The sequence below is a fragment of the Belliella calami genome, assembly GCF_022549695.1.
In the GTDB taxonomy this organism is placed as follows: Bacteria; Bacteroidota; Bacteroidia; order Cytophagales; family Cyclobacteriaceae; genus Belliella; species Belliella calami.
Map to the genome: position 1 here is coordinate 523,743 of NZ_JAKZGS010000002.1, position 17,405 is coordinate 541,147.

General features: G+C 39.3%; 11 protein-coding genes. 1 reads left to right on the forward strand and 10 read right to left on the reverse strand.

Going from position 1 to position 17,405, the window contains the following annotated elements:
* Positions 1 to 53: 53 nt before the first annotated feature.
* Complete coding sequence (gene pyrE, locus MM236_RS04540; protein ID WP_241273743.1) at positions 54 to 701, forward strand: orotate phosphoribosyltransferase; 648 nt, start codon at positions 54 to 56, stop codon at positions 699 to 701.
* An 851-nt stretch (positions 702 to 1,552) separates the two neighbouring features.
* Here the strand turns inward: pyrE and MM236_RS04545 are convergent.
* From MM236_RS04545 to MM236_RS04590, 10 genes are all read right to left on the reverse strand, one after another.
* The gene (locus MM236_RS04545) at positions 1,553 to 2,350 is read right to left on the reverse strand and encodes an endonuclease/exonuclease/phosphatase family protein (protein ID WP_241273744.1); all 798 of its coding nucleotides are present in this window, start codon (positions 2,348 to 2,350) and stop codon (positions 1,553 to 1,555) included.
* 59 nt (positions 2,351 to 2,409) lie between these two features.
* On the reverse strand, positions 2,410 to 3,702 hold the full coding sequence (locus MM236_RS04550; protein WP_241273745.1) for a glycoside hydrolase family 88 protein: 1,293 nt from the start codon (positions 3,700 to 3,702) through the stop codon (positions 2,410 to 2,412).
* A gap of 36 nt (positions 3,703 to 3,738) precedes the next feature.
* Positions 3,739 to 5,706 (reverse strand): ligand-binding sensor domain-containing protein, encoded by a 1,968-nt coding sequence (locus tag MM236_RS04555; RefSeq protein ID WP_241273746.1) that lies wholly within the window; start codon positions 5,704 to 5,706, stop codon positions 3,739 to 3,741.
* A gap of 4 nt (positions 5,707 to 5,710) precedes the next feature.
* On the reverse strand, positions 5,711 to 6,775 hold the full coding sequence (locus tag MM236_RS04560) for a dihydrodipicolinate synthase family protein (protein WP_241273747.1): 1,065 nt from the start codon (positions 6,773 to 6,775) through the stop codon (positions 5,711 to 5,713).
* Positions 6,775 to 7,791, reverse strand: a complete 1,017-nt coding sequence (locus MM236_RS04565) for an NAD-dependent epimerase/dehydratase family protein (RefSeq protein ID WP_241273748.1) — start codon at positions 7,789 to 7,791, stop codon at positions 6,775 to 6,777. Before MM236_RS04565 ends, MM236_RS04560 begins: the two co-directional genes overlap by 1 nt.
* Before the next feature lie 35 nt (positions 7,792 to 7,826).
* Positions 7,827 to 9,038 (reverse strand): Nramp family divalent metal transporter, encoded by a 1,212-nt coding sequence (locus MM236_RS04570; RefSeq protein WP_241273749.1) that lies wholly within the window; start codon positions 9,036 to 9,038, stop codon positions 7,827 to 7,829.
* Positions 9,039 to 9,040: 2 nt separating this feature from the next.
* On the reverse strand, positions 9,041 to 10,528 hold the full coding sequence (locus MM236_RS04575; RefSeq protein ID WP_241273750.1) for a PQQ-dependent sugar dehydrogenase: 1,488 nt from the start codon (positions 10,526 to 10,528) through the stop codon (positions 9,041 to 9,043).
* A 127-nt stretch (positions 10,529 to 10,655) separates the two neighbouring features.
* Positions 10,656 to 12,125 (reverse strand): BNR-4 repeat-containing protein, encoded by a 1,470-nt coding sequence (locus MM236_RS04580; RefSeq protein WP_241273751.1) that lies wholly within the window; start codon positions 12,123 to 12,125, stop codon positions 10,656 to 10,658.
* 297 nt (positions 12,126 to 12,422) lie between these two features.
* Complete coding sequence (locus MM236_RS04585) at positions 12,423 to 13,886, reverse strand: RagB/SusD family nutrient uptake outer membrane protein (protein WP_241273752.1); 1,464 nt, start codon at positions 13,884 to 13,886, stop codon at positions 12,423 to 12,425.
* Between the two features lie 12 nt (positions 13,887 to 13,898).
* Complete coding sequence (locus MM236_RS04590) at positions 13,899 to 17,390, reverse strand: SusC/RagA family TonB-linked outer membrane protein (RefSeq protein ID WP_241273753.1); 3,492 nt, start codon at positions 17,388 to 17,390, stop codon at positions 13,899 to 13,901.
* Positions 17,391 to 17,405: the final 15 nt, after the last annotated feature.

Sequence of the window (17,405 nt, forward strand, 5' to 3'; positions counted from 1 at the left end):
AAAAAAATCAGCATCCACAATCCCGCTTGATATTTATCTACTATTTTTGAGATATGAAATTATTTGACAAAACCGTAGCTGCAGAAGTTGCATCAAAACTTCTTGAGATTAAAGCCATCAGACTTCAACCAGAGAAACCCTTTACTTGGGCTTCCGGTTGGAAATCACCAATTTATTGCGATAATAGGCTTTCATTATCTTTCCCTAAAGTGAGGGATTTAATAAAAGAAAATTTGATAAAAGCCATTCAACATCACTTTGCTGGTGTAGAAGCTATAGCTGGTGTAGCGACAGCAGGAATACCACAGGGAGCCTTGCTTGCTGATGCTTTGGGAATACCATTTGTTTATGTCCGTTCCAAACCAAAAGGCCATGGAATGGAAAATATGATAGAAGGTAAAATTACCCCAGGCCAGAAAGTAGTTGTCGTTGAAGATTTGGTTTCTACTGGAGGAAGTTCTCTCAAAGCTGTTCTTGACTTAAAAGATGCAGGATTTGAGGTCTTGGGGATGGTAGCCATTTTTACTTATGGATTTGACATTGCAACAGAAAATTTCAAAAATGCAGGAGTAGAATTGGTTTGTTTGAGTGATTATGCAGCCATGCTTCCACAAGCCCTAGCCAAAGATTATATAGATGATGATGAAACACTCGCCTCTCTAGTAGAATGGAGAAAAGACCCAAGTATCTGGGGGAAATAATGTAAAGTCAATTAGTCAATTAAGTTGATTTGTTAAATTAGTCATTGACTCTTCTAGTTTAACCACGGAGAACACAAAGAATGCACGGAGATCACAAGGGAATTGAAATTCAGAATAATTCTCTTGTACACTTTGTGACCCTTGTGAAAACCTTAGTGTTCCTTGTGGTTAATTTTTGGTATATATTTCAGACCTTTTGTTCTATTCCAACATTCTCAGATAACAGGGCTACGCCCCTAAAATCATCTGGATCCATACTTTTCTACGAAGAACTGTGGGCTCTGCCCCCCAAAATAATTTTCAAAGATGATTTTACTTAATAAATTAGAAACTGGGGCGTTAGCCCTACGATCTTCGTAGAAAAAAAGATTCTAACAAAGCCCTGAGGGGCGTAGCCCTGATTTCTTCTGATACAGATAGTTATTAAGTTAATTTAGGGATTAGTCAATTAAGTTGATTTGTTAAATTAGTCATTGACTCTTCTAGTTTAACCTCGGAAAACACAAAGAATACACGGAGATCACAAGGGAATTGATTTTCATAATAATTCCCTTGTACACTTTGTGACCCTTGTGAAAACCTTAGTGTTCCTTGTGGTTAATTTTTGGTATATATTTCAGACCTTTTGTTCTATTCCAACATTCTCAGATAACAGGGCTCCGCCCCTAAAATCATCTGGATCCATACTTTTCTACGAAGAACTGTGGGCTCTGCCCCCCAAAATAATTTTCAAAGATGATTTCACTTAATAAATTAGAAACTGGGGCGTTAGCCCTACGATCTTCGTAGAAAAAAAATTCTATCAAAGCCCTGAGGGGCGTAGCCCTGATTTCTTTTCTGGTTTTTTTGTGCTAATCCTTCAATTTGACTTTGATGACAACAGGTAAATGGTCTGAATAGGCGACTTCAAAGACCTCCACTGAAACAATCTCCCAGTGAGAATCTTTGTCCAACCAAAAATAATCTAGCCTTTTATTCAAGTCTTTGGATGAATATGTGAGTTGGGGATCACCGAAATCCAATGCTGCATCTGTAAAATGATCAGAAATAACATTGTAGGTAGCCTCTTCCGAAGTGAAATTAAAATCACCCGTCAAAATAGCTGGGGAATCAGACTCCATCAGTATTCGAATGCTTTCCTTTGCCTGTGCCATTCTATTTTCTTCAAATTCATGGCAGAAATGAGTCCCTGCAAACAGTAGTTTATTCTTTTCTAATTCCACTTCAGCAACAGCTATACTTCTCCCCTCACCTCCATGTGGAGTTGGTAATGAAAAACTTTTGAATGATACCGGTAAACTGCTCAGCAGACCTTCTCCATATCCACCCTCAGAGTAATCAATGGCTTTGGCAAAAAAAGATTGCATTCCAGTCATTTCCCCTAACTCCTTCATCACATCCAGCTTTTTGCCGTCATTAAACCCCTGAGTTCTGACTGTCATGCTATCAATTTCTTGGAAAGCCACCAAATCAGGCTTTATTTCTAGAATCAAATCAGCAATTTCTCTAAGGTTACTTTTACCCAAGTTGTAAGGATCTTCACCATGATAAATATTGTAAGTCATCAAAGTGAGTTCAGTTGCCTTTTGGGCTTGACTACAAAAAGAAAATAAAAGAAATAGATTAAGAAAGAAGAGTCTGTAGTACATCGTTTTATAATTTGGGTTAGAAACTACCAAACTAACAAATTTTCGAATTCGAAAGAATATTAATCTAAATTATCTTTCATTTTCTTATACCTCAACAATGCTTCCAAGAAATAATAATCTGCATAAATCAAAGGCACATCCACTTCATTGCCACTTGGGAGATTTCCTGTGCTATGTTTGAGTAGAAAATATGGGTTAGCATCGCCCGAATTCAAATAGGCCTCAGAGCTTAATGATTTCAGCATTTTCTCTGCAGCATCGAAGTACTTTTTCTTTTGCTCATCATCTACATAAGTCGATAATTCCAACAAGGCCGAAGCAGTAATTGCAGCAGCAGAAGCATCTCTTGGCTGCTCCTCGAATTTTGTAGGATCAAAATCCCAATCAGGATGATATCCATCTTCTCCAACATTGAAATCCCAAATAGGAATCATGTCTTCAGGAAGCTTCGGATGTTCTAGGAAAAAATCAGCCAATCCAACAGCTGTTTCCAAAAACTGATTATCTTGAGTAGCCCTGTACATGGTCGTAAATCCATAAATCCCCCATGCTTGTCCCCTAGCCCATGTGGAATTATCTGAAAACCCCTGCAATGTTTGTTGATGAAGAACATCTCCATTTTTGGGATCATAATTGACCACATGGTAGGTACTGAAATCATCTCTGATGTGGTTTTTCATCGTCTGTGTAGCATGTTGGATTGCCACTTCGTAAAACGAGGAATCTCCAGTGATCTCAGTGGCATAGAAAAGCAGCTCCAGATTCATCATATTGTCCATGATGACAGGGTATTCCCAGGTATTGATATCTCCTTTTGATTTTCTTTTGTTCCAAGATTGAATACTTCCAACCACAGGAGAGTATCTTTTCACCAAAGATTTTGCAGACTCAATCAAAATCTGATCATATTCATATTTTTTCTCAAATCTCAAAGCATTCCCGTAGCTGCAAAACATCATAAAACCTATGTCATGATGACTTGTATTGAATTGATTGGGTTCTAGTGAATGTGTCCACTCCAAAGCCGCTTGCTTCCATTGATCATCTTCAGTGTATTCATACATATACCAAAGTATCCCAGGCCAAAATCCACCAGTCCATTCATCTATTTGTAAGTATTTAATAGTGCCGTCAGGATTGATTGCATGGGGATAGTCGGTGAAGTTACCGCTCGTTGTTTTGAGTAAATTGCTGTATAAAGGCTTTGCAGCCTGAAAACTTTGATCAACGAAATCAACGTTGGATTCCTCCATTTGAATTTCTTCTTTTTCCTTTTTCGAGCATCCAAAACTTAAATGGAATACCAAGCCCAAAAGAAAGAAACAAGAGATTTTATTATTAAGAATCTTCATAATTATGTCAATTTTTCATTGTAAATAGCTGTTTGATTAATCCACCTTTGGCTTATAAGACCAAAGTTCGGTGGCTTTTCTAAAGAACAATGTCCCTTCATTATCCATCACCAACAAACCTGTATCTTCTGCAATTTTTGTAAATTCTTTGGTAAGAGGATCTATTTTGAAGAGCATTTTATTGTCAGTTCCATAGATATTACCATCAGTATGCAGGACCAAAAAAGCACTTCTCCAAATATGGCTTTTGAATTCTGGGAAGTCATAAAGTTTGTGATTGGAAACAATATTATTGTTCTCAACATCAAAGATAAATAGCGTTCCATCTGCCATTCCCCAAACATTGCCATCAGGCCCTTCTATCAAACCTGTGATTGCAGAGGCTCCAGCTACAGGTGTCAGTTCTGATTTCACTTCCGCCTTTTCTATGTCCCAAACGAATAGTTTTGCTACTTTCGTTTCTGGCATTTTTCCCAAACCTCCTGATATAGTTGTACCCCCAACCAGAAGTCCTTTGTTGTAAATCAAACCTGAAATCCCCTGCTTTGGAATCGGTTGATCGAAAGTCTGCAATTCTTCTGAATCGATATCATAAATCACCAAAGCACCTCCAAGTTTCCCATACTCAGGAATCATCCCAAATGCCATCTTTTTCACGTCAGGAATAGCTGTAAGAGCAAAGGATCTACTTTGACCTTCTATCTGTCCTAGAAACTTAGGGTTTTGATCAAGTACATCCCATCCCTTTTCGGTATCTAAAACATAAAATTTCCCTTTAGGATAAATCCCGATATAAATTTCGTTTCCGAAAACTGCCATTCCCTCAGTTTGATCCAATCCTTTGAATTCTTGGTGAATCCCAGTGGAAGGATCAAAAGAAGCATGACCTCCTGCCAAATACCCACCAGTCCAGATTTTCCCATCGGGACCATAAGTGATAGCATTGATAGGTATAGGTTGTCCTGGAATTTCTAATTTTGTCTTTTCTGAGGTTTTGGTTTTGACATTATACTTTATAAGGTTAGCTCCTGAGCTAAGCATCAAAAGCTCACCATTTTCTCTGTATAAGAAAGCATTGGCACTGCCTGATCCATCCAGAAGCACCTTGTTTTTTTTGTATGGTTTTTTAGGGTTGAATGCTACAAGGTTTGAATTGAAAGTATGAAAAACGTGTTTACCAGCCTTATCAGAAGTGATTGCTTTCATATCCATACCTTTTATTTCCTGCTCGAATTTTTTCGTCTTGAGATTGTAAACCAATGTTTCGTGTCCAGCGGTCAATAATGCAAACAGCCTGTCTTCACCATTTTTCCCGGGAATAATTTCCAGCGAATAGACAAATTCCTTTTCTTGATATTTTTCGGGCAACAAACTATTCTTGTTCCCAGATTTTGGATCAATTTCTATCAGGTGCGCATGCGAACCAACTCCAGCATATAGCAGCCCTGTCCTGTGATGGAATGCCAAGCTTCTCACATAGTTTTCTCCTTCTACGATTGGCCCATTTCCCACATCTGAAAATCCCTGATCTGGATGGTATCTAAAAATCCTGCACCCTGGATAGGTTGCACCAAAGACTTCTCCATCAAATCCTGCCGTCAGATTCCAAAGGTAAGTTTCTCCTTCCAGTACAATACCTAAGTCTTCAATCTCTTGTGTTCCCGGAGAGTGCTTAAACAAACTTCCATTCGCTCCCGGAATGTACAGACTTCCATCGCTAGCTTGTGCCAAATCCCAAACACCATCCGCTTTTGGCAATGGAATATCCAACAACAACTTCTTGGAATCCACATCAAATCCCAACAAATGGGCAGGTTCTCCCCTCACAACTGTATATATCAAAGTCCTACCTGAATTGTCTTCCACAAACAAACTCCCTTGAATCATAGATGCAGTCAATTGAACACCATGATTTGTAAATTGAGCAGACTCATCCTGTGCTTGGACCGCTATGGAAAGAGAAAGTAGAAATGTCAGAACCGAAAGCAATCTTAATTTTTTCATAAGCTTAGGTTTTATCATTCAACAAAAATGAACTTACAAAAGCATCGTCGTTCAGTTCAGAGTAACTGGAATAGACTCTGTCAATTTCCTCATTTTGACCTGATGATAATTTTTCTTCAGGATTCAAACACCATGTCCCCGCTAATAAACCTTGTCTTCTCAAAATCTCATGGATTCCGGGAATACATCCGTGGAAGCTATTTGCAGGATCAAACATTGCCGCATTTACATCTGTAATGGCGATGCCTTTTGTCAGTAATTTTTGGTAGCTTTTTTCATCCTGATTCATTTTGCAAGATTTGATTTCAGCCATTAGTTCTACAGCTTTTTGCGTCCAAACAGCCCAATGGCCAAGCAACCCACCTACGAATTCCTTTTCATGAACCACTCCATTGATTTTGAAACTGTACTTGGTCAGTAGATCCGCTACAATATTATCATCATTGCCAGTGTACATGGCGATTTCATCTTTTCTACTGCTTCCAGCTACAGCTCGCATCACGTCCAATGTTTGATATCTATTGAAAGAAGCGCATTTGATTGCTTCCACATTGGGGATTTCGGCGAATTTCGACCAAAAATCAAAGCTGAAAATTCTACCTCCAACCGAAGGCTGAAGGTAGAAACCAAAAACAGGGATGATTTCGGCAACTTTCACTACTCTTTCTAGAATCTGGGCTTCCGTCCAACCTTGTAGCCCTCCCATGCTCAACAAACCCATATCATATCCATACTTCAAAGCCAATTTTGCTTCAGCCACGGCTTGTTCAGTAGAACCACAGATTCCGGCTATCTTCAAAAATGGCCGATTTAGCTTTTGCTTTTCAACCTCTTCGGCAGCCATCTTTAGGACTGTTTCAAAAAGATTGATTTCTGGATCTCTGATTTCAAATTGTGTAGAATGAACGCCGACAGCAACTCCACCAGCGCCAGAAGCAATGTAGTAGCGTGTCAATTGCCTTTGCCTTGCTTCATCCAAACTTCTGTCAGCATTCAGCGCCAAAGGATGTGCTGGAATGACTGTCCCAAGTTGCAAATGTGTCTTTAAAATATTGCTTAATTGTGTCATTAGAATTTCCCTCCTCTTTCTTGAAAATGTGTTGATTTGCCAAACTCTTCGCCACCCTGCAAAATCCAGGCAGCGGTGATGTCGATTATCTCCCTAATAGAAACTTTAGGATATCCGAAAATGCGATGGCATTCGGAAGCATTGTTGAGTAGGGCTGTCCCAGTTGGTTCATGGATGAATTGTGGAGCTTTGTCAAACAACTCCCCAAACCGCTCTGCCACCCATTGAATGGATAGAATTTCCGGACCTGTGACATTCAGGATTTTTGCTGGTGACTCGCAATGCAGCAAAGATCTCAGCGCAATCTCATTGGCATCATTTTGCCAAATGACATTGACATTGCTTGTTCTAAGATCAATTGGATTTCCTGACATCACAGATTTTGCGATTTCCATCAATACCCCATATCTGAAATCCACAGCATAATTCAGTCTGTAAATCAAGGTTTTGGTTTGGTTTTTCTTTGCGAAATATTCAAAAACCCTTTCCCTACCCAAACAAGATTGGGCATATTCCCCTATCGGGTCAGGGGCAGTTTCTTCGGAAGCACCACCGGAAGTCACGGGGACAAAAGGAAGTACATTGCCAGAGGAAAAAACCACAATATTTGAGTTCTTGAATTTCTCTGCCACCCTTCCTGGAAGATAGGCATTCATTGCCCAAGTGAACCCTTCATTTCCCGTTGTACCAAATTTATTCCCAGCCAAATAGATGACATTTTTCACATCAGGCAGACTTTGTAACTTTTCATCATCAAGAAGATCACATACGATCGTCTCTATCCCATCTTCTTCAAGTGCTTTTTTTGCTTTTTGGTCAGAAAACCTTGATGCACCAATAATTCTTTTCTCTATACCTGCTGCTTTGCATGCTTGTACAGCGAGTTTGCCCATACTAGGCCCCATTTTCCCACCAATACCAAGAAGTAGAATATCACCTTCGATTTTGGCAATATCCCGAATCAATGCCTCAGAAGGCACCAACATCTCTTGTTCTAAAGTTTTTAAATCTTTCATACTTTATCTTTCCGTTACTGCTTTATGAAAAGCATTTATTTTATGAATAATTGATAGAAATTCCATCCTGCGAGCCCCAAAAGCAAGAGCAAGCCAAGAGCTCCTATGGATTTTGCAAAACCATTGTTTACATTTTTCTTCATGATACTTCCGTCATTCGCAATCGCATACATTGCCATACCAATAAATGGCACGAGAAAAATGGTAACACTTTGGGCGAAAATGATAAGTTCGAGTGGAAGCTTGCCGAAGATCAGGGAAATACTCGCGCCACAAACCATCACCAAAGCGATAAAGCTTTTGACAATTTTGTCATTCAAACTTTTTCCAAAACCAAGTGAATCAGCCAACAAACTCCCACCTACAGTCGCATTGCCAACCAAGGAAGAAAATGATGCCCCAAACAAACCTGCCAAAAACAAATGGGAAGCATAAGAACCAAAGAGCGGTTGCAAGGCAATGGACATTTCCGAGGCACTGTTCACTTGGATTCCCTGTGGGTGCAAAACTGCCGCTCCGCAAATGATCACCACGGCACTCATCACACCCAATATTAAGATTCCTGTAGCACTTTTATTTTCTCCCACCTGACCAGGTTTTCTATTTTCCTGTACCAAATACGACTGGTAAAACGCCCCGACAATCGAGAAACAAGAAGCCATAAATGCGATCAGTAAACCTTCGGAACCACTCGGGACAGAAGGAATAAATCCACTTACAATTCCAGAAAAAGATGGCTTTGCCAAAAATACTGTCGTCAGAAATGAAATAAGCATAATCCCAACCAATGTAATCATCAGCCTTTCCAAAGTCTTGTAGAAACTTCTGAAAAATAGCAAGGCAATTCCAAGTGCATTGAAAACCAAAACCCAAATCCAGGGCTTGGTACCACTTGCCTCGGCTACAGCTATTCCTACTCCGATCGAATTTCCAGCCTGAAAGGAAGTCGAAACAAGAAAAACACCCAATCCGATCGTAATACCAGCAAATTTTCCCCACTTGGTCCTGATCAGTGTAAGCAAACTTTCTGTGCTACTTATACCGATTCTCGCTCCCATTCCTGTGAAAATCAACATAAAGAAAATAGCGACCACCACAACCCAAAGCATGTCATAAGCATACTCAGCACCCAATCTGGATGTAATGGTCATCTTACTTGGCCCAAAAACCAAGGCAGCAGTGATAATGCCTGGTCCAAGTGCCATAAGTTTCAAGATTATTTTATTGCTATTATTCTGGTTGGACATGGCTATCTCTTTTCTTTGATTGTGTTTGGGCTGATTGCGGAAGAAGTATTTCCCCACTCCTGTCTGATAAATGTCAAAATCGCAGCAAGCTCTTCATCCTTCATAAATGAAAATGATGGCATCATCTGCCCAGTTTCTTTGTTTTCAATCCCATTTAGCATAATTTGGATCAATTGCTCTTGATTTCCCAATACTGTCTGATTATCGATTAAGGATGGGAAAACTTCCTTTACTCCAGTTCCATCCTCTTTGTGACACGATGCACAGTAGTTGCTATAAAGTTGCTTCCCATCAAGTTCGATTTCTGTTTTTGGAGAAGTTCCTTTCAAAGGCTCTTGGGATGCTGATTTGGTCAAGCTGATTTTGAGTATTTTATCATCACCATCCAACGGAAATCCTGGCTGAGGATTCCAGTCATGATTGCTTGTTGCGATGTAAATAGCTCCTGATGCGGATACAGCCACATCCCGCAATCTTCCGTAGTGATTTTCAAAAAATACAGTTTCATCTATAATTAATTTACCATCCTCACTCAACTTCAAAACACGCAAACTCTTTCCTTTCAAAGTGGTCAATAACAGCGTGTTTTTCCATTCTTCGATAGGTAAATCACCATAAAAATCAAGCCCTGCCGGTGCGACTACAGGTGTCCAAGAATATACAGGTTCAATGGTATTATTCTTTTTTGCAAATTCCTTTTCTTCTTCCAAATCATGAAAACCCTCAATAGCAGGCCATCCAAAATTTCCTCTTTTCTCTATCAAATTGATTTCATCTTCTATCGCATCTCCATGCTCTGAAGTGAATATTCTGCCTTCGGTATTCAAAGTCAAACCCTGTATATTTCTAAAGCCCTTTGCCCATACATAACTTTCTGGATTGGGATTGTCCTTTGGAATGCTGCCATCCAAATTGATTCGCAGGATTTTTCCATTCAGGCTAGTATCACTTTGAGCATTGTCAAATCCGTAAGCATCTCCAGTAGCCCAAAGTATTTTTCCATCATTGGCAAATTTGATCCTTGAACCATTGTGTGCTGTATTCCCGGGAATTTCCAACAACACTTGAGGTGAAATCAGCGCTTCATTTTCAAAAGTATATCTTACCAATTTATTGGAAATCACACTGTCCATCATGACCGTGTAGTTCACAAGAATATATGGATTATTCACAAAATCAGAAGGAACAGCCAAGCCCAATAGGCCTGCAGTTCTTTTTCTCCAAACTTCATCGATGGTCAAAAGCTCCTGAATCTCTCCAGTTTCCAAATTAATTCTAGAAATTTTCCCACCTTGCTCGTTGAACCATAGAAACCCATCGTCAGCATACTCCAAATCCCAAGGAACATCCAAATTTTCCGCCAAAACCTCCACTTTCAATATGCTTTTTTCAAGCGCAATATTATCAAGAAGCGGAAGTTCCAGTTCAGTTTTGGACGAACAGGAAAAAAGAAAAGAAATAGCTAAAAGTGCTGTAATCTGAATTTTCATTGAATTAGTTTAAGTATTTAAGCTTCATTGGCAGTTATGATATTAAACCTCTGTAGTACCAATTGAAAGTGTTGCAATCAACCATCCTACAGCTTCTGTTGACCGATGACAGTCGAAAGTTGACTCCTCATTTCTCAGAAATTTTCAATCGTATTGGCTTTTCAAAATCATTTTTCATGTTTTCCGGAAGCTGATAAACCTTTCCTTTTTTGTCGGAGAAATAAAGTTTCGAGATATCGTGTTTCCGTCCATGTCCATCTGCCCAAAAGGCAAAGAAATCATTGTGGACATTGACTGGTCTTCTGGCGTAGGAATGATTGCGTTCACTATTGCTTGTCATCGCTTTGCTTTTCCAATTTTCTCCTTGGTCAGAACTCGTCCAAAGGACCATTTCTCCCCCGGTATTATAAGCTTGTGGGCCAGGAGTCGTTGGGCCTACTACATTCCAATTTCCTTTGGAATCAACATAAAGTGAACCCATATCGTAGTTGTTGTCAGAGTCTGCTAGGTGCTTGATTTCCCAATCTGAACCTGTAAATCTAGCTGTAAACCAAGACCTAGGGCCATTTACAGGGCCTGACTGATAGCCTTTGCTGGTGACGTACAATATGATCGGCTTGCCATTTTTATCATAAGTCAAATCATTGATATAGACATTTTCGCCAAGTATCTGATAGTCTTTTACCAAAGCTGAATTTTCTATTTCTGTCAACGGAATGTTAACTTCCTCACCATAGACGTTTTGCCAAGTTTTCCCAAAATCGGGAGTTTGTAAATAGTATAAATTTGTCCTATAGTTCAGTCCATTTTCTCCCTCTCTATAAGGGTGGAAATTGAAAGTCGTTCCAATCGTATTTTCAAACTGTCCACTTGTCTGATAATGTCCCTCTTCGATGATAGCCAAATCCTTCCATTCAGAATATTCGACTCCATCTTCGCTAGTCATAAAACCAATAGTTCTCCGAGGTTTGGTGGCTTGATTTGGAATTACATTTCGGTCATAATGTGTGAACAAATTCAGAAATCCATTTTCCTTTTGATACCAAGTCTGTAGGTAAGAAAAATTGTCCATTGGGACATTTTCTCCTTCAACCTCTTTGGTGGCAAAAATTTGCTCAAATTCTGAAATATCATAAGGCTTGATGCTCTTATGGATGTAGGCGGGTGTGTTGGTTCCATGTGCTGTGGAAAAAATCCAAATGTAACCTTCCTCATCAATGTTCATGACAGGATTGTCATGGGCATTGTTTGTTTTCTTATCCAAAACGATCGTAGGTTTTGGCACTTTTTTACTTTTATGATCAAAAAATGAAACTGCATGAAGTAAAGTCTTACCTTCTTTATCTGAGCCTCCATAGCAGAAAAATGTCTTGTTAACTTCTTTTATATAAATTGAAAAAGGATAATGATTGGCAGGATAGGTACCCAATCCACCGCTATACTTGTAAACATACTCGTCATTGGAAGGCTGATCGCTATACCAAATCCCTCGATATCCGTCATCCTTGATGTTCAAGGTCAATACATTTTGGGCTGAGACTTCTGAAATTTGAAAAATCAACAAAGCCAAAGTGGATAAAAGAAAGGTGTATTTCATATGAATTTAGATTCAAATTAGTCAATAGGATTCCAGTCCTCTGAATCAATCAAGGATTTTGAGGATGGAAATGTGATCATTCCTACCGCTCCACCGAAATGGAGCAGCAGGGACAATCGTGTTCTATGTGGGATTTTATTTAGTTATATGAATATCCGCTTTTACACAAGTGACCATTTAAAATAAAGCTAAGAGGTCTTCTCACGATTCTGTTGACTATTGTCTGTCGACTGTTGACAATCTCCGCCTATTTTAACTGTTTAAATTACCCACTCGCATCTTTGCGGATGATCTCATTTAGTAATTCGGATTCTGGGAAATTTTCGTAGGATTGATGTCGATCTGACTTTGTGGAATAGGGAAAATTGACATGTGTGGCTGCATCCCTTTTGCACTTAACAAATCCATAGCCCTATCTGTCCTGATCAAATCAAACCATCTGTGACCTTCAAATGCCAATTCAACTCTTCTTTCCTGTTCTACAGCAAGTCTGAATGCTGCTTGGTTTGGAACACTCAAGTTTGGGTCAGCATTTGTGCTGGTTTTGCTTGGAAGTCCTGCCCTATTTCTGATTTGGTTCAAATAATCAAAAGCTGGACCGTCAGCTACATATCCTTGTTCGTTGAGCGCTTCTGCATACATCAGAAGTACGTCAGCATATCTCAACACGATCCAATTGTTATCACTGTCTAGGTTTGCTGCAGGAGTACCTGAGTATTTGATTACATAATTGTGGTTTACAGTATTTCCATTGAGCACATAGCTTGTTCGCATTGAAACGTCTTTTCTCAAATCATTCTCTTCGTAAGCATTGCTCATATCTGCAGTCGGGATATTTTGACCCAATGGGTTTCCTACAGCGACTACCGCACCACCAGATCCGATTGGTGCAAATTGATTTGTGAATGGGCTTCCTTCTCCACTAGAGCTGCTTTTGAATTGTACTTCGAAAATTGTCTCTGCATTATTTTGATTTGCAGCTCCGAAGACTGAAGCATATTGGGGCAAAATCTGATAATTCGTTTGACCCGAAGCATCAATCAGTTCTTTCAACTTTTGAGCAGCTTCTGGATAATTCTTCATGGTAAGGTGAACCTTCCCCAAAAGTGCCATTGCTGCACCTTTCGTAGCTCTTCCAATATCAGCAGCACCATAAGTAAATGGCAGCGATTCTTCCGCCTCTGTCAAATCAGCAATAATTTGACTATAAACATTTGCTGTCGACTCTCTCCCATAATCATAACCTTGCTGAGGATTATTGATCACAGTGACTACCAATGGCACATCTCCAAAAATCCTGACCATATTGAAATACATCAAAGCCCTCAGGAATTTTGCCTCTCCAACAAATCTTGTCTTTAGGCTTTGATCCATATTCACAGCTTGGATCCTTTCAATCACAATATTTGCTGCTTGGATACCCTGATAGTTTGCATTCCAAGTGTTGTTACCAATTGAGTTGACAGCCACATTAGTGAAATTATCCACAGCTTGCAAATCAGCACCTGCATTAGGATTCGTAATCTCTGTGTTATCCGAGCGCATATCTCCGATTGCGTGAATGGAAGAGTAATACTGACCACCATACTGAAGTGAACCATAAACAGCTGTCAAAGCATTTTTCATATCTTCAGCAGTTCGATAGAAATTATTGCTGTTTTGCTGTGAAATCGGTGCCCTATCCAAGAAATCCTCACTGCAACTTGTCACTGTCAATAAACCAGCTAATCCAATTATCAATAAATTTTTAATATTTTTCATCGCTATATCTATTTAGAAGCCAAAGTTTAAACCAAACATAAATGAACGTGCAAGTGGATAACCACCGGCATCTACCCCAGGAACCAAAGGACTGCCTCCTTGAGCACTTACTTCAGGATTGAAACCTTCGTATTTGGTGAATGTAAATGCGTTTTGAACTGTGAAATTCAGCCTTGCATTCGCTACTTTGAGCCTATTCAATAAGGATGAAGGCAAGGTATAACCCAATGTGATATTTCTAATTCTTAAGAATGAACCATCTTCTACAAACAATGAAGTGATGTTGTTCACGACATTGCTTCCTGCATAGGCATTGAAGTTTCTGTCGATCATTGGCGAAACACCATCTCCCTGATCAGTTTCTGATTTCCATCCATTAGAAGCACTACTCAACACATTGTAAGAACCAGCATAATTACCGTAATATCTTCTCGCTGCATTCAGCACTTCGAATCCTTGAACTCCCTGAAGTGTAAATGAAAAATCTAAGTTTTTGTAGGCAAATGTATTCGTCATTCCATAAGTAAAATCAGGAAATGGACTACCAAGGACTGTTCTATCAGCAGCATTGATTACCCCATCACCATTGACATCTTCAAACCTCAACTGACCTGGTCTTGACTGAACTGTACCATTTCCATTCATGATTACAGGACTGTTATCAATTTCCTGCTGATTTTGATAAACGCCAATTACATTGTAACCAAAGAAGCTTCCAGGTGCAGCGCCAATCTGTGTAATATGCGTCGGTGCGGATGCAGATGTAGCTTGTCTTGATATTATCGGAGAACCATCAATTCCCAATGCCAAAACTTTAATATCGTTTGTGGAAAAGTTGAAATCGGTAGTCCATCTGAAGGCTTTGACCATGTTTCTGCTTGTTAGTGTAAATTCAAAACCTTTGTTTTGAATTTCACCAATATTCTGAAGTGCAGTAGTGTATCCTGTCAAAGTAGGTACTGGAACATTCAGCAATAAATCAGAAGTTCTTTTGTTATAATAATCAACTGAGATATAGAATCTATCATCAAGTAATCCAAATTCTAGCCCGAGATCCAATTGCTTATTTCTCTCCCATCCCAAAGTACTATTTGGGATATTAGTCAATCTGATACCATTATTTACAGTTCCTGAACCTGATCCAAAAGGATAATTCTCAGGGCCAGTCAAACCAATAGAACCATAATTAGTGATAAAGTTGTTACCGGTCAATCCATAACTTGATCTCAATCTCAACTCAGAAATCCAGCTAACATCTTTCATGAAATTCTCTTCTGAAAGTCTCCAGCCCAAAGAAACTGATGGAAAAACGCCCCATCTATTGTCTTCTCCAAACCTAGAAGAGCCATCTCTCCTCACCGTAGCCGTCAGCAAGTATCTGTTGTCAAAGTTGTAATTTATCCTAGCTAAGTATGAAATCAATGACCATTCTTCTTTCGTAGACAAAGCATTGGTTATCAAACCTGCTGCATTCATGGTTTTGATTTCGTCATTAGGGAAATTTGTACCATTTATTCTATTGAAATCAAACTGCTCTTGCTGAATCGTGTAGCCTGCTACTGCATCAAATGAATGTTTATCTATAGTTTTTGCATAGCTAAGCGTAAACTCAGAAAGCCAGTTTCTTGTCTCGGAAGTTGTATTAGTTCCTGTTGCTGGCTTGGTTGGGTTGACACTGTTTGGATTGATGATGGAAGAGCTAAAGATGTCTTCTCTAAAACTTCTCATATCTGCACCTACAAGCGTTTTGAAATTAAGGTTGTCGATGATGTTTATCTCTGCGAAAGCAGTTCCTAGAAGTCTCAAATTACTTTGTTGGTGAAAATATTCATTGGCAATTTTCACAGGATTGTCCACTTCACTTGTTCCTATTCCTAAACCAGTAATTTTGGTATAGTTTCCATTCTCATCATAAGGAGTCAAGTGTGGCCCTGCTGTGATTGCGGATTGGATGATACCTCCACCTTGCCAGTTTCCTTCAGCCAAAGACTGATTGGAGAAGGTATAGGAAGGTGTAATATTAGCACCAACTCTGATTCTCTCATTTACTTTGGAATCGACATTGACCCTGAAGGAATAACGCTTCAAGTCTGAATTGATGATAATTCCCTTTTGATCCAAATAGCCACCAGAAATGAAATATTTGGTTTTATCATTTCCTCCGGAGAAATTCAACTGATAATTACTCATCATGGCAGTTCTGAAAATAGCATCTTGCCAATCAGTACCTTCACCCAAAGATTCTGGATCGCTAAATTGCTCAGGGAGCAAATACATGACGTTATTCAATCTAGCAGAATTTGGATCAGATGCTGATCTTCCCGGTCCTGAGTTTACCCATGCATTGTTTCTTGCTTCATTGATATATCTGGCAAATTCAGTAGCATTCAACACATCTAGTTGCTTCTCCACTTGCTGAATCCCAGTACTTACACTGAAATCAACTTTTGAAACACCTGATTTACCTGATTTGGTGGTAATCAACACTACTCCATTTGAACCTCTCGAACCATATATTGCTGTTGCAGAAGCATCTTTAAGTACCTGAATATCTGCGATGTCATTTGGGTTGATGGTATTTAGCGGGTTGTTTCTTTGATCAAAATCATTGGTCACCGGAAATCCATCAACTACATACAGGGGTTCATTTCCAGCAGTCAATGATCCTGCACCTCTAATTCTCACAGAGGCACCTCCACCTGGAGCTCCTGTAGCTTGTGTCACTTGTACACCAGCCATTTGAGCTATCATTGCTTGATCCAAGCTGATGATTGGCTGATCTTCAATTTGTCTTGCACCCATAGAACTTACAGATCCAGTAATATCTTTCTTTTGTTGTGTCCCATAACCTACCACGACAAATTCTTCCAGATCACTTTCATCCTTTCTTAAGGTCAAATCTATAGTACTCACAGTTCCAACCACCCTCTTTTCCCTTTGAAAACCCAAAAATGAATAGACTAAAGTCTGGCCTTCATTGGCTTCAATGGTATAGACTCCGTCAATATCTGTTACTGTACCGATAGAGGTACCTTCTACCATAACAGTCACACCTGGCAAAGGGTCTCCTAAATCATCCTTTATCACACCTCTTATGGTTATTGGAATGATTTCCAAAGCTTTGACTCTTGCTTTTTGTTTATCGGTATTTACAATTACACTGATCGTATTGTTGACCTGCTTGAAACTCAAATCAGTTTGCTTCGCTACCTGCAAAAGGTAGTCCTCAACACTGCCTGAATTTGAAATCAGCACAACATTTTCACTTGTTTTTATAGCTTGGTCTGTATAAAAAAATTTGAAATCAGTTTTATTTTCTGTCTCTCTAAAAAATTGAGCAAGCGTATAATTGCTTTTTTCTAATTTCAAGAATACCTCGTCGATACTCTTTACCTGCGCTTTCGATGTGTTTGCCATTAAGGGGCCCAATGTCAAGCAGAGTAAAGCTACTCCTTTCAATAATAACTTGATTGACATAATTACCGCTAGTAATATTTTTTTCATATTTTTGGGAATAGT